The sequence below is a fragment of the Streptomyces sp. NPDC041200 genome (genome assembly GCF_055591805.1).
Genome location: NZ_JBVIZF010000003.1, coordinates 719,696 through 741,655 on the forward strand (window position 1 = coordinate 719,696; position 21,960 = coordinate 741,655).

Below are 21,960 nucleotides of genomic sequence, written 5' to 3' on the forward strand. Positions count from 1 at the left end.
TTGCCTCAACCGCCCGCCCATGCCCGGATCTCCGAGGCGCCCCGGCGAACAGCTTCTTCCGGGTGGTGCGCGAGCTGCCCGCAGACCGCTGCGACGTCCGACGCGCTGTCCGGTCCCACGAGCGCGTCATGCACCCCGGTCTGCAGCCAGTCGGCGTGATTGTCGTCAGCCTCGACAACGGCGAGAGCGATGAGCCGCACGGCTGCCACCGTGCCCACCCGAGTCAGGGCCTCTGCCGTCCATCGAGTCACCGCCGTGTCCTCGACGTCCAACAACAGCCGTATCAACGCATCCGCGGCCTCCGGAACATTGGCGAAGCCAGCAAGGTCACACCCAGCACGAACACGCTGTGACCACGAAGGAGACGAAGCCGCGGCCAAGGCCGCCTCCAGCCCGCCCATCACGGGCCGACCACCGGCGTCGTCGCCAGGGACGCGCGGACTCTCCCCAGCCAGCGGTAACAGAGGTCGGGCGTGACGGCCTCGAACAGCTCGGGTGTTGAGATCTCCAACAGGAACTGCGTCAGCAGATCATCATGCCCTTCTTCGACCTCCACGTCTTCGCGAAAGTGCACGGCCTGCGCCCAGAGGGAGATCTCGCTGGGCTCTACCAACCCCTCCACGACCTTCTCCAGCGCGGCCGCGACGGTGGCACGGTCGAATTTCACAGCACCTCCCGAACGTGTTATTTCTGACGACAAGATACGGTCACCGGGTGGAGCCCATACGGTTGAACCAGTGCCCATTGCACGGGCCCGGCGAGCGTCCTGACTACCTGGCCGGACGACGTCTTGAGCAAGTCTTCGCAGCCTGGCATCTGCACGACGCCGACGCGCGCTCAGGCCCGCTGGATGTATGGCTGACCGACAGCGCACAGGTCTCCACCCACATCACGACCAGCTCGGACTGGTGCCTGATCACGGAGATCTCACCCCCGTACGAGCAGTACGACATGGGACAGGGCGGCCACGTCGAAGTGACCCCGGCCAACGGCGAGACGCCTTTCGCGGAACACTTCGGCGAGACGATCCTCGCAGTGCGAGAAGCGGGAGCCCCGGAGACGGGCCGCCTCATGCTGGAGATCACGTTCTCCTCCGGCAGCGTACGGTGCGAGAGCTGGGCCGGGGACCTTCGCTTGTCCATCAAGTGATCCAGACGCCGACCTGGTTATCGGATTGAGGAACCAGTCCGGCCTCACGTAAACGACGCTACGTCTGCCTCGGGAGACCGTAGTTCGCGGTCAGAGTCGCGGCGTACTCCTGCGGGACGGCCCAATTTGCAAAGGTCAGTGGAAGGTACGACTCCAGCGCCCCCTCAACCTCCAAAAAAGGACCAAAGCGTGTACGCCAGTCATTTCGCGTAGCCGCATCCGGAAATCCCTGAAAACCGCCACCTCAGGGTCCCTTTCACCCCAGCATCCCCATTTCCCAGAGGGGCCGGTCAAAGCGATGACGTTCGCTGAAATCGCCAGTGATCCCATAATGTCGCCGCCGGGTTCGTGACCGACAGCCGCCCAGTATTCATCCTCGTCAGCCTCGACGGGAAGTGAAACTGCCGGGTAAATCCGGTAATCCGAAAGATAGAAAGTATCGCAATCAGGCTCCAGAACCATGAGTTCCACGCGCGTATCACCGTGCCACCGGGCCATCGAGCTCAGTGCTGGCCAGAATTCAGGGGTGAGGACTACGTCGAACTCGCAGAAAAGAGAGCCCTCACCACCCCGCCTGAAGGCATTTTCGGGCAATCTGACATCAAGGTCGAAGGTAGCTGAAGCGCGGGAGCAGATTTCTCGATACCCTTCGCGATCTTTGACGATCCAATCGTCCCCTGCCATCAATCTTCCCCTAGCCTAATTTTGATGTCGACTTTCTTGGACCCTGGATTGTAGTAGTCCGCAGTCCATCCCTCGTGACTATTTGCTTTCCCGCGGAGGAAATACCTTGCCCCGTCCTTCTCGTACATATTATTGGGGCCCTTTTGGGTATGTGGGCGCCTCGTCGAGCAGCCGCAGGGCGGTGACGCGCCGGTGCGCGTCGGTGTCGATGGCCACGTAGTAGCCGCCGGAGTGGCGGATCGCGAGCGGGTTGCCCGACAGGGCGCGTTCGATGTCGACGCGGGCGCCGTTGCGGTCCTGGAGGCTGTCCAGCCAGAGGTGGACGGCGCCGGACTCCTCGGTGGGCACCGGGCGGGTGAAGTCCGTACGACACCGGTCTGCGGGTCGGTGACGGTCATGACGCCGTCCGGCTCCCCGTCCCACTCCAGCGGCCAGCGGGCGCCCTTCTCCGGCAGCGTGGGAACGCCCGGCTCCGGCACCGGGTACACGAGCCGCATGCCGTCGGACGCGGCGAACACGACACCCTCGGAATCGAGTTGGATGCGCTCGTCCAGCAGACAGGACCAGGTCGGGCCGAAGCTGACGCCGCCCCGGTAGGAGGAGAGGTGGGTGCGTTCGAAGACCAGCGGCAGCGAGCCGGGGAGGGTGAGGTCGGTCTGCTCCATGAGCATCGCGCCGGTCGCGATGTCGATGGGTTCACCGCACTTCGGACACTCCTTCGTCGGGCGGCCGGCGCGGGGTACCTCGATGAGGTTGGGGCGGATGCCGGGCGGCTTCAGCAGGCTGGGGACACCGCCGGTCTTGGGGATGACGCCGGACTTGACCACGCCCGCACCGGCGCCGAAGAGGCCGCCGTAGATCATGCCGTCCTTGGCGGCGGCGCTCACACTCCTTGCCCGGCTTGTCGTCCCCCCACGGTTCGCCGTAGCCGTCCAGCGTGTTGATCAGCGTGGTCAGCGCGTCACTCAGCTTGACCGCCTGGTGGTGGAACGTCGGTGAGACGGACTTGACGTCCGCCACCTTGATGTCCAGGACCTTGCCCTTGCCATGGCCGTCACCCATGCCACGTCTCCCCCTCCGGCCCGCACGGCGCAAAGCCTCCAGGCTAGGGGGAGCGTGATCATGACCTGTTCAATGTGGGCCTTACAGCAGGTAAAAGTCCCCGCTGACCAGGTCAGACGCCCTGCGGGTCGTCCTTCTTCGGCTGGTCCTCGTTCGGGATCGCCCCGCCGAAGCGGCGGTCGCGGGAGGCGTACTCCAGGCAGGCGCGCCACAGGTCGCGGCGGTCGAAGTCCGGCCACAGCACGTCCTGGTAGACCATCTCGGCGTACGCGCTCTGCCAGATCAGGTAGTTCGACGTGCGCTGCTCGCCCGAGGGGCGGAGGAAGAGGTCCACGTCCGGCATGTCGGGGAAGTAGAGGTACTTGGCGAGCGTCTTCTCGTTCACCTTCGACGGGTCGAGCTTGCCCGCCTGGACGTCGCGCGCCAGTGCCTGCGCCGCGTCCGCGATCTCCGCGCGGCCGCCGTAGTTCATGCAGAAGTACAGGGTCATGGCGTCGTTGTCCTTGGTCTGCTCCTGCGCGACCTGGAGCTCCTGCGCCACCGACTTCCACAGCTTCGGCATCCGGCCCACCCAGCGGATGCGGATGCCCAGCTCGTCCATCTCGTCGCGGCGGCGGCGGATGACGTCACGGTTGAAGTTCATCAGGAAGCGCACCTCGTCGGGCGAGCGCTTCCAGTTCTCGGTGGAGAAGGCGTAGAGGGAGAGGTTCTTGACGCCCATCTCCAGGCAGCCCTTGAGGACATCCAGTACGACGCCCTCGCCGACCTTGTGCCCCTCCGTACGCGGCAGCCCGCGCTCCTTGGCCCAGCGGCCGTTGCCGTCCATCACGCAGGCCACGTGGTTCGGCACCAGCTCGCCGGGGATCTTCGGCGGGCAGGCGCCGGACGGGTGCGGGTCCGGGGCCCGGTAGTCGCGCCGCTGTCGGCCCAGAATCCCGCGTCGTGCCATGGCTTCGCGTCTCCTCAAGTGCGTATGCGTATGCGTGTGTGCGTGGGCGTGTACGTGTGTGCGTGTGCTGTGCTGTTGTGGGGTTACTTCTCTACGTACCGGAGCGATCTCAGGCCCCGCTCCAGGTGCCAGTGCAAGTACGCCGCGACGAGCCCGCTGCCCTCCCGGGCGTGGCGCAGCTCACAGGCGTCCGCCGTCTCCCAGTCGCCGGTCAGCAGCGCGCCCAGCAGCGTCAGCGACTCCGCTGAGGGTACGACGCTTCCCGGCACCCGGCACTCGCCGCAGATGACCCCGCCCGCGCCGACCGAGAAGAACCGGTTCGGACCGGGCATCCCGCACTTCGCGCAGTCGTCGAAGCTCGGCGCGTAGCCGTTCACGGCGAGTGAGCGGAGCAGGAACGCGTCCAGGATGAGATGCGGCTCGTGCTCCCCGGAGGCCAGCGTACGCAGCCCGCCGACGAGGAGCAGATACTGCTGTACGGCGGGCTCGCCCTCATGATCGGTGAACCGCTCGGCCGTCTCCAGCATCGCCGTCCCGGCGGTGTAGCGGGCGTAGTCGGTGACGATGCCGCCGCCGTACGGAGCGATCGTCTCGCTCTGTGTGCACAGCGGAAGACCGCGGCCGATCAGTTCCCCGCCGCGGGCGAAGAACTGCACGTCCACATGGGAGAACGGTTCGAGGCGCGCGCCGAACTTCGACTTCGTACGGCGCACCCCGCGGGCCACGGCGCGGACGCGGCCGTGGTTGCGGGTGAGCAGCGTGATGATCCGGTCCGCTTCGCCCAGCTTCTGGGTGCGCAGCACGATGCCGTCGTCGCGGAACAGACTCATGCGGCTCATTGTCCCTCAGCGGGACAGGTGGTCCAGCCGCCCACCCCTGGGCGCCCCGCGCGATCGGTGTCGGTCATATATCGGGGCTGTGGTCGGGCTGTCGGTCCGATGTCGGCCGGGCCTGGGACGTTTCCAGAGATCCGGCCGGGAGCCCACCCGGCAGGCGTGCGACACGCGAGGAATCACCATGACCACTGACATCACGATCATCGGCGCCGGGCTCGGCGGACTGACGCTCGCCCGCGTCCTCCACGTCCACGGCATCCCGTCCACGGTCTACGAGGCGGAACCCTCACCGACGGCGCGCGCGCAGGGCGGAATGCTCGACATCCACGACTACAACGGCCAACTGGCGCTGCGAGCGGCGGGCCTGATGGACGAGTTCCGCGCGCTCATCCTGGAGGGCCGCCAGGCGATGCGGATCCTCGACCGGGACGCGACCGTCCTGTTCGACCAGCCCGACGACGGCACGGGCGGACGCCCCGAGGTGCAGCGCGGCGAGCTGCGGCAGATCCTGCTCGACTCGCTCCCGGCAGGCACCGTCCGCTGGGGGCACAAGGTCAGCGGGGCCCGTGCCCTCGGCGACGGGCGCCACGAGGTGGCCCTGGCCGATGGCACCACCGTCGTCACGAGCCTGCTGGTGGGCGCGGACGGCGCGTGGTCACGGGTGCGGCCGCTGCTCTCCGACGCCACACCCGCGTACACGGGCAGGTCGTTCGTCGAGGCCTATCTGTTCGACGGCGACACCCGGCACCCCGCCGCCGCGAAGGTGGTCGGCGGCGGGTCGATGCTCGCGCTCGCGCCGGGAAAGGGGATCCAGGCGCACCGGGAGAGGGGCGACACCCTGCACACCTATGTGGCGCTCACCGAACCGCAGGAGTGGTTCGCCGGTATCGATTTCACCGACTCCGCCACGGCCGCAGACCGGATCGCCGAGGAGTTCAGCGGCTGGGCGCCGGAGCTGACCGCGCTGATCGCCGACAGCGACACCGCGCCGGTCCTGCGCCCCCTGTGCGCGCTGCCGGTCGGGCACCGCTGGGACCGGGTGCCGGGGGTGACCCTGCTCGGCGACGCCGCCCATCTCTCGGTCCCGAACGGCGAGGGCGCCAATCTGGCCATGTACGACGGCGCCGAACTGGGCAAGGCGATCGCCGCGCACCCCGGCGACATCGAAGCCGCCCTCGCCGAGTACGAGCAGGCCATGTTCCCCCGTGGCGCCGAAGCCGCCGACGAGGGCACCCGGCTCCACGAGTACCTCTTCGGCGACAACACACCCCACAGCCTGGTCGCCGCGTTCGTCGAGGACGAGCAGAGGCCATGAGCCGCTATGGGCTGCTAGGCGTGCCAGGCCGTGCTAGCGGGCGGCGTCCGCGATGAGGGTGAGCGCGAGCTGCCGCAGCTCCGGGTCCGCCTTCTCCGGGCTGCCGGTGTCGAAGGGCGGGTCGGGGTCGTACTCCACGGCGAGTTGCATGGCCTGGGCGGTGCGCTCGTCGGAGAGGCGGGCGACGAGGTGGAGGCCCATGTCGATACCGGCGGACACCCCCGCCCCGGTGAGGATCTTCCCGGCCTCGACGAAGCGGCCCGGGGTGTAGATGGCACCGGCGTCCGCCAAGTAGGGGCGGGAGGCCCAGTAGGTGGTGGCGGGCAGACCGCGCAGCAGCCCGGCGGCGCCCAGGATCAGGGATCCGGTGCACACCGAGGTCGTCCACAGCGATCCGCGGTGGACGCGGCGGATCCACTCCAGGACCGCGGTGTTGGCCATGGTGGCCGTCACGCCGCGGTCGCCGCCTCCGGGCACCAGCAGCACATCGGCCCGCGTCACGCTGGTCAGGGAGCGCTCGGCCACCAGCCCCAGTTCCCCGGTGTCGGTACGGACCTCTCCGGCCTTCTCGGCCACCGTGGTCACGGTCACCCCGGGTGCCCGGCACAGCACCTCGTACGGCCCGACGGCGTCCAGCGCGGTGAACCCGTCGTACAGCAGCACCGCCACCCGCACCCCGGCCTCGTCCACCTGCTCCGCCGCCTCCCCCTCGGCGCGCGCCGGTGCCGCCGCGCCGACCGTCAGCAGCCCCGCGCCCAGTCCGCTCGCCGCCGCCGTACGAAGCAGCCTGCGGCGGCTGCGGTCCACCTCTTCCGCCATGGGTGACTCCCTGATCCGTGGATGAGCCGACGGGCGTCGGCGAAACAGGTAGTCGTTCCGGAGGGCGCCCGGGTTCCCGGGCGGGTTCCGGACGGGTTCCCGGGCTGATGATCCGGGTCAGCGGGCGACAGCGGCTCCGGCGGACGTCCGGACCGCACCCGGGGTCCTCTCCACAGGGCGCTGCAGCTGCCAGACGTGGGCCGGGGGCAGGTTGGCCCACACCGCGCTGCGGCCGGTGGCGTAGTGGCGCTGGTAGTCGGCCAGCACCTCTTCGGAGGCCTGCTGCCGCCGCGCCTGGGCACGGGACGCCAGCGCCAGCAGCGGGCGGGCCTGCCGGGTGCCGCGGTAGGCGAAGTACGTCAGCAGACCGCCGGGGCGCAGCAGCTCCAGGTACCGGCCCATGATCGCTTCCACCTGGTGGGGGTCGAAGTTGGCGAAGGGCAGGCCCGAGATGATCGCGTCGTAGCGGCGGCCTATGTCCAGCTCCTCGACGTACGCGTGGTGCACCCGGGCCTGCCCGGGCTCCCCGGCCAGGCGCGGGTGGGTGCGGACGAGGTCGCGCAGCCGGTCGGTGAAGCGGGAGTTGGCCTCGACGATGTCCAGGCGGCTGCCCGCCGGGAGCTGGTGGATGAGGGAGCGGGTGACGGAGCCGGTACCGGCGCCCACCTCCAGGACGTTCAGCCGCCGCCCCGCCTGTGAGCGCACCGGCTCGGTCAGCGCATGGGCCAGCGCCCTGCCACTGGGGGCGAGGGCCCCGGTGGTGCGCATGTCGCGGGCTGCCTCGAGCAGGAACATCCAGTTCCCGGCACCGCTCTGCGCGAGGACACGTTTGTGCGAGGGGGTGATCGAGTCGTCCATGGCACGACGCTACAAACAGCCCACGCGGCGGCCGATCCTTCTCCGTGTGACGGTGCCCACCCATGACGGCGGGGCGGCGGCGCGGAAGGCCGGTGAACGGCCGCCGAGGGGCCGACTGCCGCGTGTTCCGGGGCGAGTTGACGCGGAACACCGGCGGGGGCGCGGGCGGGCGCCACGGCCGAGTGGCGCTCGTCACACTCGGGCCGTGGGTCGACCGCCCGTGACCACTACCCGACGGTACGCACGGGTCGTGGCAAACGCCGTACGGACCGCCCCTCCCCCTGCCCCGATGTCACAGCCCTGTGCTGGACCGGGTCTGGTTGGGCCAGACCCGGTCCGGGGGCGGGAGCTGGGGGCGGCAGGGCGGGAAGGGTTGCGAGCACTGGATGCCACGGGGCGGGTCAGTGCACAGCTGACCTGCGGAGAAGCGACGCCGGGGACGATCGGCATCAGCTATCTGATCAAGCGGGGCTTCCGGCGGCACTGCCCCCAGTACGGGCACCTGCTGTCCCGGCACGCGCGCAGGGCGGACGGCTCGTTCCGGGACTAGGGACTGAAAACGTGGGATCCGGTCGACCCCGGCCTGATCGCCGACCTCGAAGACGGCCACTACTTCACCACCGCGTGGTCCCCGCCCCGGACTGCCCGGAGCGGGGACCACACGTCTCTCTGGATGCCTCCGTCAGCGGCCGACCCGCTCATAGCGGAGGGAGGTGTAGCCGTGGCCATCGGAGTAGATCTGGCCGACGGTTGCCGTCCCGACGGCGTCGATCCGCTGGGCCTGGAGCCGGATCGTCGTCGGCTTCGTCACTTTGATCAGCTCGCTGATGGGTGCGGTCTGGTTGCCACCCGCCTGGGCATCACCCGTGTTGAGGTCGATGATCTGGTTGACGAGTCGCCCACTCGTCGGCACGGCGGTGCCGGACGTGACGTTCCACAGCCGTGCGGTGATGTACGTGTTGATCGGGGGAAAGCCTGCGAGGCGCCCGCGGACATCCGCGTCGAGTTCGTAGGTGCCGGACCTGGGAAGGGTGACCTCCAGGGGAGTGTTGGTCCAGGGACCGGCCGGCAGGTCGACTTGGGTGTGCAGATGCTCGATTCCTGAGACCGCGGATGTTGCGGGCGAAGCCGCTTCGGCGTCGCTCTGCGCGGCTACCGCGGTAGTGGCGCCCACAAGTAATGCTGCCGCTGCGATGGCGGTGAAGCCGGTACGCATGGTCGGCATGGTTCCTCCCGGACGTAGGCCGATGCGATGTGCCCCGTCACCATAGAAATCCTTATATGAAGGATGTAGTCCCTGAAAGAGTGACAACAGCTCCCGAGGCAGCCACTCACGAGCGGGCGCACGCCCCCTGGTCCAGGCGGAGCCAGTGGCTTGTCACGCGGCCGGGCGACGCTGCGAGGCGGGCCACTGGCTGGGCAGGGTCCGCTGCGCGAGCCAGCCCGCCATCGCCCGTACGCCGAGGCCGATGGCGCGCTCGTCCGGGGCGAAGTCGGGGTGGTGCGGATAGGCGGTGGTGAGGGGTGCGCCGGGGGTGCGGACGCCGAGGAAGGTGTACGTACCGGGGACACGGTCCAGGTAGAGGGCGAAGTCCTCACCACTGAAGGGCGGGAACGCGGCGTGCAGCTCGGCCACCGCGCCCCGGCCGACGGTGTGGCGCAGATGGCGGGCGAGCCTGCGGCCGTCGCGTTCCGGGCAGATCATGGCGGGGAACGGCTCGGCGGGAAAACTCACGGCGTAGGGGGCGGCCAGGCGGCGGATGTCCGCGCGCACCGCCCGATACCGCTCCTCCGGCCAGCAGCGGTAGGCCACGCTCACCGTGTTCTCCTGCGCGGTGACCCGGACGGCCACGAAGCGGGCCAGCGGCCCGCCGGGCACCTGGGCGTCGGCGACCAGCCGCTCCAGGTCGGCCGGGGTCTGCGGCACGGCCACCGTCGCGAGCGCGGCGATCTGCGCGGCCAGGCGCTTCGCGGCCTCCGGCGCGTCCGGCCCCGAGAGCGTCACCACGGCCTTGTCCTGGCCCGGCATCCCATAGCCCGGTGTCACCGCGAACCGTCCGACGGGGAACGGCCCGCAGTGCAGCGCGTGGATCTCCTCGACGCCGGTGCGCTCCAGCACCCCCGCGTCGATCAGCGCGCGGGCCCCGGACAGGCTCTCCTCGGCGGGCTGGAAGAGGAACACCACCGTTCCGCCCAGGTGCCGCCGCAGGCGCGCCAGGACGCGCGCGACGCCGAGGGCCACGGTGGTGTGGATGTCGTGCCCGCAGAGGTGGGCCACCGCCGGGCCGCCCCCGACGATGTCCCTGGGCGGCACCGCGTCCATGTCCGCCCGGTACGCCACGGTCCGGCCCGGACGTACGCCCCGCAGGACACCGACCACACCGTGGCCGCCCACCCCCGCGGCGACGTCCAGCCCGGCCGCCCGCAGCTCCCGGGCCACCACACCGGCGGTGCGCCGCTCCTGCCCCGGCGCCTCGGGGTGCCGGTGGATGTCCCGCCGGAGCGCGATCAGCCCGCGCTCCAGACGCGCCACCTCGGCGTCCACGGCCCCCTGCGCCACCGGCGGCTCCCAGCCGCCCGCGGCGGCCCGCCCCGCGGTTCCCCACACCACTCCCCCGCCGGTTGCCGCAGCGGCGGCCAGCAGCGTACGGCGGGCGGGAGCGCGCTCCATGAGGGGTTTCACCGTTCTCTGTCCGTGATCGGTCATGACGACACGATCGCCGCACCCACACCCCGCCGCCCATCCGGCAGGCCGCCGCTCAGGGGTGGGGGCAGCCCCGCACGCCGTACCTCGTGGAGAGCCCTGGCGACCGCCACCGCGCTGCTGGCCGTCGTATCGGCCGGGGCGGCCGCACCGGCCACGGCCGCGGCGGCGCCCGTGGCCACCCGCCAGGCGCCCGTGCCGCCGCTGGACGGAAAGGCGCTCCAGCAGACGCTGGACGAGTTGCCGAAGCACGAGGTCAGTGGGGCGCTCGCCCGGGTCTCCGGCCGTGACGGGCGGTGGACCGGGACGTCCGGGGTCGGGGATCTGCGGACCGGGGAGCCCGTGCCGTCGAACGGGTCGTTCCGGATCGGCAGCGCCTCCAAGGTGTTCACCTCGACCGTGGTGCTCCAGCTCGCCGCCGAGCACCGGCTGAGCGTGGACGACTACGTACAAGACCATCTGCCCGACCTGCTGCCCGCCGCGTTCGACAAGGTGACCATCGGTCAGCTGCTGAACCACACCAGCGGTCTTCCGTCGGAGGGCGGCGAGGAGTTCTGGGGCGACACGACGAACGAGTGGTTCGTGGACCACCGCTTCGAGAGCTGGCCCATCGAGCGCATCGTCAAGACGCTCGTCCCCGAGGACGCTCCGCCGATGTACGCGCCCGGAAGCGCCCAGACCTACAACGGGGTCAACACCTTCGTCGCCGGGCTCGTCATCGAGAAGGTCACCGGGCGCTCGTTCACCGAGGAGGTGCGGTCCCGGATCACTCGGCCGCTCGGGCTGCACCGCACCTACGTCCCCGACATCAGCGACGCGCGGCTGCCCGGGCCGCACTCCCATGGCTATCTCACGGTCACCGGGGAGGACGGCGGCAGCCGCCGGGCCGACATCACCGAGCAGGCGGCCTGGCCGTGGGCCGAGGGCGGCATGATCTCCACCGCCGCCGAGCTGGACCGCTTCATGACCGCGCTCTTCCGGGGCCGCCTGCTGCCGCCCGCCCAGCAGAAGCTGCTGTTCACCGTCCCGGATGTCCCCAACGTCGAGAACAAGAACTGCGCGCAGAACCCCGACCCCGAGCAGAACAGGGCCTGCTACAGCATGGGGTTGATGAGGGTCAGGCAGGACGGCCAGGAGATATGGGGCAAGACCGGATCCCGCCCCGGCTACACCAGCGGCATGTTCGCCACCCGTGACCTCAGCCGTCGCATGGTCTACTCGATCAACCCCACGACCCAGAGCGGCGTCGAGGGCCCGTACCTCAACAAGCTGCTCATGGCCGCGTTCCTGCCCGTCGATCAGACGCGGCCTCAGGCCCGGCCTCAGATCCGGCCTCAGACACGGTCGAACGGCTCCGCGTAGGCGAACGGGCCCTTGAGGGTGGGCTGATACGCGGTCAGGGGGCGGACCTGGAAATAGTCGCCCCAGGCCGGGTCGGGGGCTGTGACGCCGTACGCGGCCGCGGGACGGAATCCGAAGCGGCCGTAGTACGCGGGGCTGCCGAGGAGCGCGACCAGGGATTCGCCGAACGCGTCCGCCGCGCCCAGGATCGCGTGCATCAGCGCCAGGCCCACACCCCGGCGCTGGTGGGCCGGGTGGACGCTGAGGGGGCCGAGCCCCAGGGCGAGGTCGGGGCCGACATGGCCCCGGGTGCACACCACATGGCCGATCACATCCCCGCGGTCACCGGCCGCTACGAACGACAGGGCGGGCAACCAGGCATCACAGGTGCGGAGTTCACCGAGGAGGGTGACCTCGACCGGGACCGCGGCCTCCGACTTGCCGAACGCTGCCGCCGTGACGTCGCGTACACCGGCGATGTCGGAGGGGGTTTCTCGTCGGATCAGCATCGGCACAGGATGCGCGGCGGATCAAGCTCGGGGCAACCCATTTGTGCGGTACGCAACGGATCCGCCTCAGGCGGAGCGCGCGCGGGCGGCGAGGGCCTGTTCGGCCTGGACGTACGTCACGTCGTGATCGGCGAGGACGTTCGCGGCGACGCCGGGGCGGGCGAGGAGGGCGAGCAGGAGGTGTTCGTCGCCGATGGTCTTGTCGCCGCGGCCGACCGCGATCCGCAGCGACCGCTCCAGGACCGACTTGGACTCGGGGGCGAAGCGGGCGCGGGAGCGACGGCGGCGGCGCGGGGTGGCCAGGGCTCCGGCACCGTGCGCCTCCTCCACGCGGGAGACGATCGCGTCCACGTCGATGCCGAGCCCCGCCAGCGCCTCCGCGTCCGCGTGGGAGATGCCGCCGCGACGGCGGACGTCGGCCAGGGCGCGTTCGATCGAGGCCCGGCGCGCGGTGGCGCCCAGGGTGGTCAGGACGTGGGCGGCGGGGGTGTTCGTACGGTCCAGGAGCGCGAGCAGCAGCTCGGACTCGCCGACCGTGGCGTCGCCCGTCTCGTCCGCCTGCCGGACGGCTCCGCGGACGACCTCGCGGGCACTGGTGGTGAACCTCTCGAACATCAACGCCTCCCGTGCTTCTTGTGAACGGCCTGACGGCTGACGCCCAGTTCGGCCGCGATCTCCTGCCACGACCAGCCCTTGGCGCGGGCGCTGCGCACCTGTACGGCCTCCAGCTGCTCCAGCAGGCGGCGCAGCGCGGCGACGGCGCGCAGTCCGACACGGGGGTCCCGGTCGCCGGCGCGCTCGGCGAGATCCGTTGCTTCGGTCATGTTGTCAATGTATGTTGACAGCACCGCAAGCGTCAACCCTGATTGACGTCCGCCATCCGGTCGTAATTGGTTCGACGCGGCCTCGGCGGCTCCGGCAACCTCTCGCCATGGACCCCCATCACCAGCCCCATCACTGGCCCCTTTACGGGCTCCGCCTCCACACCCCCCGCCTTGAGCTGCGGCTTCCCGACATCCCCCTGACCGACGAGGTGGCCGCCGTCGCCGCGGGCGGGGTGCACGACCCGGCGGAGATGCCGTTCAGCGTGCCGTGGTCCGACACCGCCCCGGAAGATCGCGGCCGCGCGACGTTCCAGCACGTCCTGCGGACGATCGCCGAGTGGCGGCCGGAGGACTGGGTGCTGAGCCTCGTCGTACTGCACGAGGGCGCGACGATCGGACGGCAGGATCTGTGCGCGACCAACTTCGCGGTGACGCGGGAGGCGCAGACCGGGTCCTGGCTGGGCCTCGCCCACCAGGGGCAGGGCTTCGGTACGGAGATGCGCGCGGCCGTGGCGCATCTGGCGTTCGCCGGGCTGGGCGCGCGCAGCCTGACGTCAGGCGCGTTCGTGGAGAACGGGCGCTCGCTCGGCGTCTCGCGCCGCCTCGGCTACCGCCCCGACGGCCTGGAGACGGTCGCCGTACGGGGCGAGCCCCGGACGCTCCAGCGGCTGCGGCTGGACCGCGCGGCCTGGGAGGAGCGGCGCACCGTCCCCGTCGAGGTGCGGGGGCTGGAGCCGTGCCGGGAGATGTTCGGCGCGCCCGCGCCCGAGGCCCCCTGAACATCCCTGATGCGAGGGCGCGGGGCCCGATTTACGGTGGTTCGAGGGGGTCACGACGACCCGTGGAGGTGGCACCACATGGCGGGCAAGTTCGAGATCTATGAGGACAAGCGCGGCAAGCACCGCTTCCGCCTGAAATCGGGCAACGGCGAGATCATCGCGGTGGGCGAATCGTACGACTCCAGGACCGCGGCCCAGAAAGGCGTGGAGTCGGTCAAGAAGAACGCGCCCACGGCCGAGGTCAAGGAGATCCCGACCGAGAAGGCATAGGCCGGGGACCGGGGTCCAGGGACCGCGGTAGCCGCGCCGTACGGCCAACGGTGTCCGTACGGCGCTCGCTACCCTCCCGTTCGTGACCAAACCTCCGATATCCCGGGCCCTGGCCGCCGCGCGCACGCGGCTCAGCCGGGCCCGCGCCAGAGCCGTCCGCCAGTGGACGCACCCCCGGCTGCGGTGGCCCAAGCGCGCCGTGGCCGCCCTCGCGGGGTGCCTGGTGCTGTCCCTGCTGGCCGCCGGGATCGCCCTGCGGCTCCAGTACGCGGGCGACCCCGAGCCCGGCACCCAGACCCGGGGCCGGGACGCGGTGTGGCTCGGTCACGCCTGGGTGGACGGCCGTAACGGCGACGCCGAACTGGCCACCCTGGCCCGGCGGATACGCGGCACCGGCATCCGCGACCTGTACGTCCACGCGGGCCCCCTGGAGCACGACGGCACCCTGAGCGCGAAGCGCTACCCGCGCGCCGGGTGGCTGCTGAAGGCCGTCCACCGCGAACTGCCCGGCGTACGCGTCCAGGCGTGGCTCGGCGACGTCCTGGCCACCGAGGGCCCGACCGGGCTCCGGCTCACCGACCCGCGCAGCCGCGCCCATGTGGTGCAATCCGCCCGCCAGGTGCTGGACGCGGGATTCGACGGCGTGCACTTCGACTTGGAGCCGCTGCACTCCGGCGACCGCGACTACCTCACCCTCCTCGACGGCCTGCACGCCCTCACCCGCGCCCGCCGCGTCCCGCTCTCGGTCGCCGCCCATCAGATCGACCCGCTTCCCGCGCTGCACTCGGTGGCGGGCTTCCTCTTCAACCACCCCAAGTGGTGGTCACAGGCGTTCTTCGGGCAGGTGGCGTGGCGGGTCGACCAGATCGCGGTCATGTCGTACGACACGTCGATGCCGCTGGAGAGCCTGTACGGCGGCTACGTGGCCCAGCAGACCCGACTCGCCCTGGAGGCCACCCCGCCGCGCACGGACCTCCTGATGGGCCTGCCCGGCTACCACACCGACAACTGGGGCCACCACGCCTGGGCCGAGACCGTCACCGCCGCCATCCGCGGCACCCGCCTCGGCCTCGGCCACGAGGACCGCGACCGGAAGCGGTTCGGGGTGGCCCTGTACGTGGACTTCGCCGCGACGGACGCGGACTGGGCGGCGTACCGCGAGGATTGGGCCACGCCGGGGACGGAGTGAGCCGCCCCCTCACGCCCCCTCACGCCCCGAACCAGCCCGGCACGTCGAGGGGAAAGCCGACTCCGGGGCTCACGGCACGCAAGTCCGCCTCAAGGGCGCGCAGACGGCCCGGCCCAAGCGTGGCGGCCCACCGGTCGCGCAACTCCTCGAAAATGGCCGCCGAGCGGGCCAGCGCGTCAACGCCGTGCGGGGTGAGCCGGATGACCTTGCGACGGGCGTCGGCGGGGTCGTCGGCCCGTACGGCGTACCCTTCACAGATCACACACTGGAATCCGCGCCGCCCGCCGCGCGGCGGTCCATGGAGGCGACGATCCAGCGGCTCGGCTACCTTCCGGCGCCCGCCGGACGGCTGGCCGAATCGCCGGAGCTGCTGGACGGATTCCTCAGGCTCAGCGGGCTGTTCGAGGCGGCCACGCTGGATCCACTGGCCCGTGAGGTGGTCATCATGACCATCGCCACGCGCACCGCGTGCCATGTGTGCGTCGCCATGCACACCGGAAAGCTCACCGCGCTGGGCGCCGACGGCGAACTCATCGCCGCGCTCAGGGAGCAGCGCGCGTTGCCCGATGAACGGCTGGACGCCGTAAGGGCGTTCGCGCTCGCCGTCATGGACGACGCCGGGGCCGTGCCGGACGAGGTGCTCAACGCCTTTCTGGCACGGGGGTTCACCCGGCGCAACGCGCTGGAGGTCGTGCTCGGCGTCGGCGCGTACACCCTGTCCACGTACGCCAACCGCATGACCCGGGCGCCCCTGGACGCGCCGCTCGCGCCGTTCGCCTGGACCGCGCAGACCGCCTAGAACGCCGCGCGCGTCGCGGCCAGGAGGCGGGCCGTGTCGTCGGGGCAGATCATGAGGGCGCGGCCGACCGTTTCGAGGACCGCGCGCTCGGCCGGGCGGTAGGGGCCGTCGGCGACGGCGATCCGGGCGCCCTGGAGGAGGATCGCCTCGCGGCCGGTGGGGGCGAGGTGGGGAGCCAGGGGCTCGAGGGCCTCGTGCAGTTCGATGGCGAGCGCCGTACCGCACGGGTCGAGGCCGTCGCGCTCGCCGGTGGCGGCGCCGGGGAGGCGGCCGGTGTCGGCGGCGAGCGCTTCGATGAGCGCGAGGAGCTGGCCCTCGTCGCAGTCGGCGAACCCGGCGGCACGCACCGCGCCGACCGCGACCTGCCGCACCGCCGTGGCCTCGGTGCCGCCCGCGGCGAGGACCGCGAGGGCGACCGTGTGCACGGCGTCGCGCAGCATCGCGGAGAAGCGGGTGGTGGTGGGGTGATCCAGGGCCTCGGTGCCGAACTGGGTCGCGCAGGCGGCGCATTCGACGACTGGCGCGACCGGCCCGCGGGGCAGCAGCGGCAGGCCGAGCACCACGATGCGGCGGCGGCCGGTGCGGCGGCGGTAGTTGCGGTCGCCTCCGCAGTCGGGGCAGAAGAACTCACCATCGCCGACCGTCCGCCACAGAGTGCGGACGCCTACCACACACAGGTCCCGGTCACGGCGGGCTCGCGAGTGCACCACGTCACACCTCCATAACGCTTCGGCCACGTTGCCGCGTTGACGTGATGCTAGCCACATCTATGATGTGCCGTCAGTACCCCGAACGGAGACAACAGGCCAAACCCGAGGCCCCGCCCGCCTCACGCGGTGAACGGGGCCCCTTGTGGGTGACAAGCCCAGCAGGCGTTTACCGCCGTGCGCGGTTGACCGCCGAGACGACGGCCTTGAGAGAGGCGCGCACGATGTTGGCGTCGACGCCGACGCCCCACAGCACCTTCCCGTCGATCGCGCATTCGATGTACGCGGCGGCCTGGGAGCCCGCGCCCTCGCTCAGGGTGTGCTCGGAGTAGTCCAGCAGCCGTACGTCGATGTCGATGGCGCCCAGGGCGTCGAAGAACGCGGCCAGCGGGCCGTTGCCGGAGCCGGTCAGGACGGTCTCGGTGCCGTCCACGACGGCCTCGACGGTGAGCGCGTCGGTGCCCTCGCTGGTGGTGGACGTCTGGGCGGTGCGCAGCGCGATCCGGCCCCACTGGTTGTCGTCCGTCGGCAGGTACTCGTCCTGGAAGGTCGCCCAGATCTGGGCCGGGGTGACCTCGCCGCCGTCGGCGTCGGTCTTGGCCTGAATCGTCTTGGAGAACTCGATCTGCATGCGGCGCGGCAGATCCAGGTTGTGGTCGTTCCGCAGGACATAGGCGATACCGCCCTTGCCGGACTGCGAGTTGACCCGGATGACGGCCTCGTAGGAGCGGCCGACGTCCTTCGGGTCGATGGGCAGGTACGGGACGGCCCACTCGATGTCGTCGACCGTCTTGCCCTGCTCGGCCGCACCGGCCTCCATCGCCTCGAACCCCTTCTTGATGGCGTCCTGGTGGGAGCCGGAGAAGGCGGTGTAGACCAGGTCGCCCGCGTAGGGGTGGCGCGGGTGGATCTGCATCTGGTTGCAGTACTCGGCGGTGCGGCGGACTTCGTCGATCTGCGAGAAGTCGATCTTCGGATCGACGCCCTGGGAGAACAGGTTCATGCCCAGGGTCACCAGGTCGACGTTGCCGGTGCGCTCGCCCTGCCCGAACAGACAGCCCTCGATGCGGTCCGCCCCGGCCATGATCGCCAGCTCGGCGGCGGCGACGGCCGTGCCGCGGTCGTTGTGCGGGTGGACCGACAGGCAGATGTGCTCGCGGCGGGACAGGTTCCGGGACATCCACTCGAACCGGTCCGCGTGGGTGGAGGGCGTCGAGCGCTCGACGGTCGCGGGCAGGTTGAGGATGATCTCGCGGCCGGCCTCGGGCTGCCAGACGTCCATGACGCCCTCGCAGACCTCCAGCGCGAAGTCCAGCTCGGTGTCGGTGAAGATCTCGGGGCTGTACTGGTAACCGAAGACCGTGTCGTCGCCCAGGATCTTGTCGGCGTACTCGACCACCAGCCGGGTGCCGTCCACCGCGATCTGCTTGACCTGCTCACGGGTGCCGCGGAAGACGACGCGGCGGAAGGTGGGCGCGGTGGCGTTGTACAGGTGCACGGTGGCCTTGTGCGCACCGCGCAGCGACTCGACGGTGCGCTCGATCAGCTCTTCGCGGGCCTGGGTGAGGACGGAGATCGTCACGTCCTCGGGGATCGCGTCCTCCTCGATGATCGACCGCACGAAGTCGAAGTCGGTCGAGCCGGAGGAGGGGAAGCCGACCTCGATCTCCTTGTATCCCATGCGGACCAGCAGGTCGAACATCTCGCGCTTGCGCACCGGGGACATCGGGTCGATCAGCGCCTGATTGCCGTCCCGCAGGTCGGTGGACAGCCAGCGCGGCGCGGCGGTGATCCGGTTGTCCGGCCAGGTGCGGTCGGGGATGTCGACGGCCTCGTACGGGCCGTACTTGTGGATCGGCATCCCCGAGGGCTTCTGGGTGACGGTCGCGGCGGTGATGGGGGTGGGGCGGCCTACGGCGCGCTGACCGGGATTGTCGGACGTGCTCATGATGCGTGGGCTCCTCTTGGATCCGCTCGTGGTGTCCGCTGGGACGAAAGTCCATGGGGCGGCCGACGGGGCGTAATCACCGCAACACCGAACTCCGCGGGGAGGGGGTCGGCCTACGACTACAGGCCCTCGCCGCGGCAGCTAAGAAGAAGCAGCCCGAAACGCATGATGCCGAGCAGCCTAACGGAAGAGGTGCGCGGCGCGAGACCCCGTATCACTATGCGGACCACGGCATCTCACGCGGAGGAATGGCCATCAACCACTCGATTTCATCAATCATGACCGCAAGGCGTGACAAGCGGTAGACGCGGTGCGACATTGCCTGGATGGATGTCAACGCGAACTCCCGCCGCCGTGGTGTCTTCTGCACGATCGTGCCGCCGCATGTCCTCGACAAGCTCGCCCAGCACGAGGACTCCGCCCTCGCCGATCCCGCCCGCCGCACCCTGCAGCGGGACGCGCTGGAGCGCACCCGCCGCCGGATCACCACCGTCCGCGGGATCGCCGCCCCCACCCTGGAGGGCGCGCCCTCCGACCGGCCGAAGCGCACGATCTACGACGCCCAGCACCAGACCACGCTGCCGGGCAAGAAGGTCCGCGGCGAGGGCGACACGTCGACCTCGGACGAGTCCGTGACCCGGGCCTACAACGGGCTGGGGGCGACCTTCGAGCTGTTCCTCAAGGTCTACGGCCGCCACTCGATCGACGACGCGGGCCTGGCGCTGAACGCGAGCGTCCACTACAGCCAGGACTACAGCAACGCCTTCTGGGACGGCGAGCAGATGGTCTTCGGCGACGGTGACGGCGAGGTCTTCCTCGACTTCACCATCCCCATCGACGTGATGGCCCACGAACTGACCCACGGCGTCACCCAGTACACCGCCAACCTGGAGTACTTCGGCCAGTCCGGGGCGCTCAACGAGTCGATGTCCGATGTCTTCGGCTCGCTCGTCAAGCAGCACGCGCTGGGCCAGAGCGCCGACGAGGCCGACTGGCTGATCGGGGCCGGGCTGCTGGCGGAGCGGGTCACCGGCGTGGCCCTGCGCTCGCTGAAGGCCCCCGGCACGGCGTACGACGACGATGTCCTCGGCAAGGACCCGCAGCCCGGCACGATGGACGACTACGTGCGCACCTCGCGGGACAACGGCGGCGTCCACATCAACTCCGGCATCCCCAACCACGCCTTCTACCTGGCCGCCACGGCGCTCGGCGGCAACGCGTGGGAGAAGGCCGGGCGGGTCTGGTACGACGTGCTGACCGGCGGCGAGCTGTCCCCGGAGGCGCAGTTCGACGACTTCGCCCGGCTCACGGTCGCCGCGGCGCAGGCCCGCTACGGCGAGGGCGAGGAGCGGGACGCGGTGCGGGGCGCCTGGGAGGGCGTGGGAATCACCGATCTGGACGCGCGATGAGCCTCACCCTCGGGTACTGATGGACCTATGCGTATCTCCGTGACCCGCTCCGGCGGATTCGCCGGAATCGAGCGCCGGGCCGATCTGGACACCTCCGGACGGCCCGACGCCACCCATCTGGCCGCCCTGGCCCACCAGGCCGTCGAATCCGGCGCCCCGGCGGCCACCCGCGGCGTCCCGGACGGCTTCCACTACGAGATCACGGTGGAGGGCCGCACGGTCCACGCCGCGGACCCGCACCTCAGCGACGCCCAGCGCGAGCTGGTGCGCACGGTGCTCAAGGAGGGCACGTAGCGCCCCAGCGCCCTCAGAAGCCCAGCCGACGACCGGCGACGCGGCCCGCCCTCAGAAGCCCAGCCGACGCAGCTGCTTCGGGTCGCGCTGCCAGTCCTTGGCCACCTTCACGTGCAGATCGAGGTAGACCGGCGTACCGAGCAGCGCCTCGATGTGCTTGCGGGACTTGGAGCCGACGTCCTTCAGGCGGCGGCCCTTCGGGCCGATGACGATGCCCTTCTGGCTGGGGCGCTCGATGTAGAGGTTCGCGTGGATGTCCAGCAGCGGCTTGTCCGCCGGGCGGTCCTCGCGCGGCAGCATCTCCTCCACGACCACCGCGATGGAGTGCGGCAGCTCGTCCCGCACGCCCTCCAGCGCCGCCTCGCGGATCAGCTCGGCGACCATCACCTGCTCCGGCTCGTCGGTGAGGTCGCCCTCGGGGTAGAGGGTCGGGCCTTCGGGGAGCAGCGGGACGAGCAGATCGGCCAACAGGCCCACCTGCTGGTCACCTACAGCCGAGACCGGGACGATCTCGGCCCACTCGATGCCCAGTTCCTTGCCGAGCCGGTCGATGGCCAGGAGCTGCTGGGCGAGTTGCTCGGATTCGACCAGGTCGGTCTTGGTGACGATCGCGACCTTGGGCGTCTTCTTGATCCCGGCCAGCTCGCCCGCGATGAAGCGGTCGCCGGGGCCCAGCTTCTGGTCGGCGGGCAGGCAGAAGCCGATGACGTCGACCTCGGCCCAGGTGGTCCGTACGACGTCGTTCAGCCGCTCGCCGAGCAGGGTGCGCGGCTTGTGCAGACCGGGGGTGTCGACGAGCACCAGCTGTGCGTCGGGGCGGTGCACGATGCCGCGCACCGTGTGCCGGGTGGTCTGCGGGCGGTTGGAGGTGATCGCGACCTTCGTCCCCACCAGCGCGTTGGTCAGGGTCGACTTGCCCGCGTTCGGGCGACCGACAAAGCAGGCGAAACCCGAGCGGTGCGGGGTCTCCCGCTGCTCGGTCGGGGACGAGGGGGTACCGGCAGTCATGGCCACCATTCTCCCCGATGCCCCGGCCCGCTCCGACCAGCCGCCCATCGCCCTGTTTCCGGCCGTGGTCAGACGGGCAGCGTGGCGCGCAGGGTGCCGTCCGTGTCCGCCAGCAGGATCGGGGTCCCGGCACCGCCCAGGTCCCGTACGGCCGCACGGTCCTCGTCGGTGGCGGTCTCGGCGTCGGTCACCACGGCCACGGCCTCCAGCGACTTCGCGCCACTGGCGACGGCCATCGCGACGGCGGTACGCACCGCGCTGAGCTGGAGCGAGTCGAGGGCGACGGTACCGGCGACATACGTACGGCCCGTCTCATCCCGTACGGCGGCGCCCTCCACGACGCCGTTGCGGGCCCGCGCGGAGCGGGCCAGCGTGATGATCTTGCGGTCTTCGGGGTCCAGCTGTGCTGCTTCGCTCATACGGATGAGCATAGGACGGGGCACTGACGGGGCACTGACCGGGCGTGACACCGGTTGTACGCATGGGCCCGCGCCGGGCCGCAGTGGC

At 70.7% G+C, this 21,960-nt stretch carries 28 protein-coding genes and 1 pseudogene; 10 read left to right on the forward strand and 19 right to left on the reverse strand.

Going from position 1 to position 21,960, the window contains the following annotated elements; genetic code table 11:
- Nucleotides 1-5: 5 nt before the first annotated feature.
- Together ACZ6CL_RS13015 and ACZ6CL_RS13020 are read right to left on the reverse strand one after the other, a co-directional pair.
- Complete coding sequence (locus ACZ6CL_RS13015) at nucleotides 6-272, reverse strand: hypothetical protein (protein ID WP_468934957.1); 267 nt, start codon at nucleotides 270-272, stop codon at nucleotides 6-8.
- A 128-nt stretch (nucleotides 273-400) separates the two neighbouring features.
- A complete protein-coding gene (locus ACZ6CL_RS13020; RefSeq protein WP_468934960.1) occupies nucleotides 401-667 on the reverse strand; it encodes a hypothetical protein in 267 nt (88 codons plus the stop codon).
- Nucleotides 668-714: 47 nt separating this feature from the next.
- Between ACZ6CL_RS13020 and ACZ6CL_RS13025 the strand changes: the two genes are divergently transcribed.
- Complete coding sequence (locus tag ACZ6CL_RS13025) at nucleotides 715-1,149, forward strand: hypothetical protein (RefSeq protein ID WP_468934963.1); 435 nt, start codon at nucleotides 715-717, stop codon at nucleotides 1,147-1,149.
- Between the two features lie 135 nt (nucleotides 1,150-1,284).
- On the opposite strand, the gene ACZ6CL_RS13030 is transcribed toward ACZ6CL_RS13025, so the two are convergent.
- The 5 genes and pseudogenes from ACZ6CL_RS13030 to recO form a co-directional block, all read right to left on the reverse strand.
- Complete coding sequence (locus ACZ6CL_RS13030) at nucleotides 1,285-1,833, reverse strand: hypothetical protein (protein WP_468934964.1); 549 nt, start codon at nucleotides 1,831-1,833, stop codon at nucleotides 1,285-1,287.
- A gap of 129 nt (nucleotides 1,834-1,962) precedes the next feature.
- Nucleotides 1,963-2,181 carry a hypothetical protein gene (locus ACZ6CL_RS13035; protein WP_468935241.1) on the reverse strand — a complete coding sequence of 73 codons (219 nt, stop codon included), beginning with the start codon at nucleotides 2,179-2,181 and terminating at the stop codon, nucleotides 1,963-1,965.
- A 194-nt stretch (nucleotides 2,182-2,375) separates the two neighbouring features.
- Nucleotides 2,376-2,696: pseudogene (locus tag ACZ6CL_RS13040) on the reverse strand (DUF6531 domain-containing protein); the annotation flags it as partial.
- A 311-nt stretch (nucleotides 2,697-3,007) separates the two neighbouring features.
- Nucleotides 3,008-3,844 (reverse strand): isoprenyl transferase, encoded by an 837-nt coding sequence (locus tag ACZ6CL_RS13045; protein WP_468934966.1) that lies wholly within the window; start codon nucleotides 3,842-3,844, stop codon nucleotides 3,008-3,010.
- Nucleotides 3,845-3,927: 83 nt separating this feature from the next.
- Nucleotides 3,928-4,674, reverse strand: coding sequence for a DNA repair protein RecO (recO, locus tag ACZ6CL_RS13050; RefSeq protein WP_063734250.1), 747 nt, complete (start codon nucleotides 4,672-4,674; stop codon nucleotides 3,928-3,930).
- A gap of 187 nt (nucleotides 4,675-4,861) precedes the next feature.
- On the opposite strand from recO, the gene ACZ6CL_RS13055 reads away from it, so the two are divergent.
- Complete coding sequence (locus tag ACZ6CL_RS13055; RefSeq protein ID WP_468934968.1) at nucleotides 4,862-5,995, forward strand: FAD-dependent oxidoreductase; 1,134 nt, start codon at nucleotides 4,862-4,864, stop codon at nucleotides 5,993-5,995.
- 33 nt (nucleotides 5,996-6,028) lie between these two features.
- On the opposite strand, the gene ACZ6CL_RS13060 is transcribed toward ACZ6CL_RS13055, so the two are convergent.
- Nucleotides 6,029-6,814 (reverse strand): DJ-1/PfpI family protein, encoded by a 786-nt coding sequence (locus tag ACZ6CL_RS13060; protein ID WP_468934971.1) that lies wholly within the window; start codon nucleotides 6,812-6,814, stop codon nucleotides 6,029-6,031.
- A gap of 117 nt (nucleotides 6,815-6,931) precedes the next feature.
- The gene (locus ACZ6CL_RS13065) at nucleotides 6,932-7,672 is read right to left on the reverse strand and encodes a class I SAM-dependent methyltransferase (protein WP_468934973.1); all 741 of its coding nucleotides are present in this window, start codon (nucleotides 7,670-7,672) and stop codon (nucleotides 6,932-6,934) included.
- Nucleotides 7,673-8,045: 373 nt separating this feature from the next.
- On the opposite strand from ACZ6CL_RS13065, the gene ACZ6CL_RS13070 reads away from it, so the two are divergent.
- Nucleotides 8,046-8,222: a hypothetical protein gene (locus ACZ6CL_RS13070; protein ID WP_468934976.1), complete on the forward strand. Its 177-nt coding sequence runs from the start codon at nucleotides 8,046-8,048 to the stop codon at nucleotides 8,220-8,222.
- Between the two features lie 132 nt (nucleotides 8,223-8,354).
- Here the strand turns inward: ACZ6CL_RS13070 and ACZ6CL_RS13075 are convergent, their stop codons facing one another.
- Nucleotides 8,355-8,888 (reverse strand): hypothetical protein, encoded by a 534-nt coding sequence (locus tag ACZ6CL_RS13075; protein ID WP_468934979.1) that lies wholly within the window; start codon nucleotides 8,886-8,888, stop codon nucleotides 8,355-8,357.
- 162 nt (nucleotides 8,889-9,050) lie between these two features.
- Nucleotides 9,051-10,379, reverse strand: a complete 1,329-nt coding sequence (locus ACZ6CL_RS13080) for a M20 metallopeptidase family protein (protein WP_468934982.1) — start codon at nucleotides 10,377-10,379, stop codon at nucleotides 9,051-9,053.
- Here ACZ6CL_RS13080 and ACZ6CL_RS13085 point away from each other — a divergent pair.
- Nucleotides 10,368-11,738, forward strand: coding sequence for a serine hydrolase domain-containing protein (locus tag ACZ6CL_RS13085; RefSeq protein WP_468934985.1), 1,371 nt, complete (start codon nucleotides 10,368-10,370; stop codon nucleotides 11,736-11,738). The two genes, ACZ6CL_RS13080 and ACZ6CL_RS13085, sit on opposite strands and share 12 nt — an antisense overlap.
- Here the strand turns inward: ACZ6CL_RS13085 and ACZ6CL_RS13090 are convergent.
- From ACZ6CL_RS13090 to ACZ6CL_RS13100, 3 genes are all read right to left on the reverse strand, one after another.
- The gene (locus ACZ6CL_RS13090) at nucleotides 11,711-12,226 is read right to left on the reverse strand and encodes a GNAT family N-acetyltransferase (protein WP_468934987.1); all 516 of its coding nucleotides are present in this window, start codon (nucleotides 12,224-12,226) and stop codon (nucleotides 11,711-11,713) included. The two genes, ACZ6CL_RS13085 and ACZ6CL_RS13090, sit on opposite strands and share 28 nt — an antisense overlap.
- A 66-nt stretch (nucleotides 12,227-12,292) precedes the next feature.
- Nucleotides 12,293-12,841, reverse strand: coding sequence for a Clp protease N-terminal domain-containing protein (locus ACZ6CL_RS13095; RefSeq protein ID WP_468934990.1), 549 nt, complete (start codon nucleotides 12,839-12,841; stop codon nucleotides 12,293-12,295).
- Nucleotides 12,841-13,050 (reverse strand): helix-turn-helix domain-containing protein, encoded by a 210-nt coding sequence (locus ACZ6CL_RS13100; RefSeq protein ID WP_009718008.1) that lies wholly within the window; start codon nucleotides 13,048-13,050, stop codon nucleotides 12,841-12,843. The genes ACZ6CL_RS13095 and ACZ6CL_RS13100 overlap by 1 nt, the downstream gene beginning before the upstream one ends.
- Nucleotides 13,051-13,157: 107 nt before the next feature.
- On the opposite strand from ACZ6CL_RS13100, the gene ACZ6CL_RS13105 reads away from it, so the two are divergent.
- The 3 genes from ACZ6CL_RS13105 to ACZ6CL_RS13115 all read left to right on the forward strand — a co-directional run bounded on the left by ACZ6CL_RS13105 (nucleotide 13,158) and on the right by ACZ6CL_RS13115 (nucleotide 15,288).
- Nucleotides 13,158-13,829: a GNAT family N-acetyltransferase gene (locus ACZ6CL_RS13105; protein WP_468934994.1), complete on the forward strand. Its 672-nt coding sequence runs from the start codon at nucleotides 13,158-13,160 to the stop codon at nucleotides 13,827-13,829.
- 78 nt (nucleotides 13,830-13,907) lie between these two features.
- Nucleotides 13,908-14,099, forward strand: a complete 192-nt coding sequence (locus ACZ6CL_RS13110) for a YegP family protein (protein ID WP_468934996.1) — start codon at nucleotides 13,908-13,910, stop codon at nucleotides 14,097-14,099.
- Between the two features lie 82 nt (nucleotides 14,100-14,181).
- Nucleotides 14,182-15,288 (forward strand): glycoside hydrolase family 18 protein, encoded by a 1,107-nt coding sequence (locus ACZ6CL_RS13115; protein WP_468934999.1) that lies wholly within the window; start codon nucleotides 14,182-14,184, stop codon nucleotides 15,286-15,288.
- Between the two features lie 19 nt (nucleotides 15,289-15,307).
- Here the strand turns inward: ACZ6CL_RS13115 and ACZ6CL_RS13120 are convergent, their stop codons facing one another.
- Complete coding sequence (locus ACZ6CL_RS13120) at nucleotides 15,308-15,550, reverse strand: MarR family winged helix-turn-helix transcriptional regulator (protein WP_468935002.1); 243 nt, start codon at nucleotides 15,548-15,550, stop codon at nucleotides 15,308-15,310.
- 36 nt (nucleotides 15,551-15,586) lie between these two features.
- On the opposite strand from ACZ6CL_RS13120, the gene ACZ6CL_RS13125 reads away from it, so the two are divergent.
- A complete protein-coding gene (locus ACZ6CL_RS13125) occupies nucleotides 15,587-16,087 on the forward strand; it encodes a carboxymuconolactone decarboxylase family protein (protein ID WP_468935005.1) in 501 nt (166 codons plus the stop codon).
- On the opposite strand, the gene ACZ6CL_RS13130 is transcribed toward ACZ6CL_RS13125, so the two are convergent.
- Together ACZ6CL_RS13130 and leuA are read right to left on the reverse strand one after the other, a co-directional pair.
- Nucleotides 16,084-16,797: a TerB family tellurite resistance protein gene (locus tag ACZ6CL_RS13130; RefSeq protein WP_468935007.1), complete on the reverse strand. Its 714-nt coding sequence runs from the start codon at nucleotides 16,795-16,797 to the stop codon at nucleotides 16,084-16,086. The two genes, ACZ6CL_RS13125 and ACZ6CL_RS13130, sit on opposite strands and share 4 nt — an antisense overlap.
- A 166-nt stretch (nucleotides 16,798-16,963) precedes the next feature.
- Complete coding sequence (leuA, locus tag ACZ6CL_RS13135) at nucleotides 16,964-18,742, reverse strand: 2-isopropylmalate synthase (protein WP_468935009.1); 1,779 nt, start codon at nucleotides 18,740-18,742, stop codon at nucleotides 16,964-16,966.
- 326 nt (nucleotides 18,743-19,068) lie between these two features.
- Here leuA and ACZ6CL_RS13140 point away from each other — a divergent pair, with 326 nt between their 5' ends.
- Nucleotides 19,069-20,151 carry a M4 family metallopeptidase gene (locus ACZ6CL_RS13140; RefSeq protein ID WP_468935011.1) on the forward strand — a complete coding sequence of 361 codons (1,083 nt, stop codon included), beginning with the start codon at nucleotides 19,069-19,071 and terminating at the stop codon, nucleotides 20,149-20,151.
- A gap of 27 nt (nucleotides 20,152-20,178) precedes the next feature.
- Complete coding sequence (locus tag ACZ6CL_RS13145; protein ID WP_385436055.1) at nucleotides 20,179-20,445, forward strand: protealysin inhibitor emfourin; 267 nt, start codon at nucleotides 20,179-20,181, stop codon at nucleotides 20,443-20,445.
- Nucleotides 20,446-20,496: 51 nt separating this feature from the next.
- Here the strand turns inward: ACZ6CL_RS13145 and era are convergent, their stop codons facing one another.
- Both era and ACZ6CL_RS13155 read right to left on the reverse strand, forming a co-directional pair.
- Nucleotides 20,497-21,462 carry a GTPase Era gene (gene era / locus ACZ6CL_RS13150; protein WP_385436056.1) on the reverse strand — a complete coding sequence of 322 codons (966 nt, stop codon included), beginning with the start codon at nucleotides 21,460-21,462 and terminating at the stop codon, nucleotides 20,497-20,499.
- A gap of 59 nt (nucleotides 21,463-21,521) precedes the next feature.
- A complete protein-coding gene (locus tag ACZ6CL_RS13155) occupies nucleotides 21,522-21,872 on the reverse strand; it encodes a cytidine deaminase (RefSeq protein WP_468935014.1) in 351 nt (116 codons plus the stop codon).
- Between the last annotated feature and the right edge of the window lie 88 nt (nucleotides 21,873-21,960).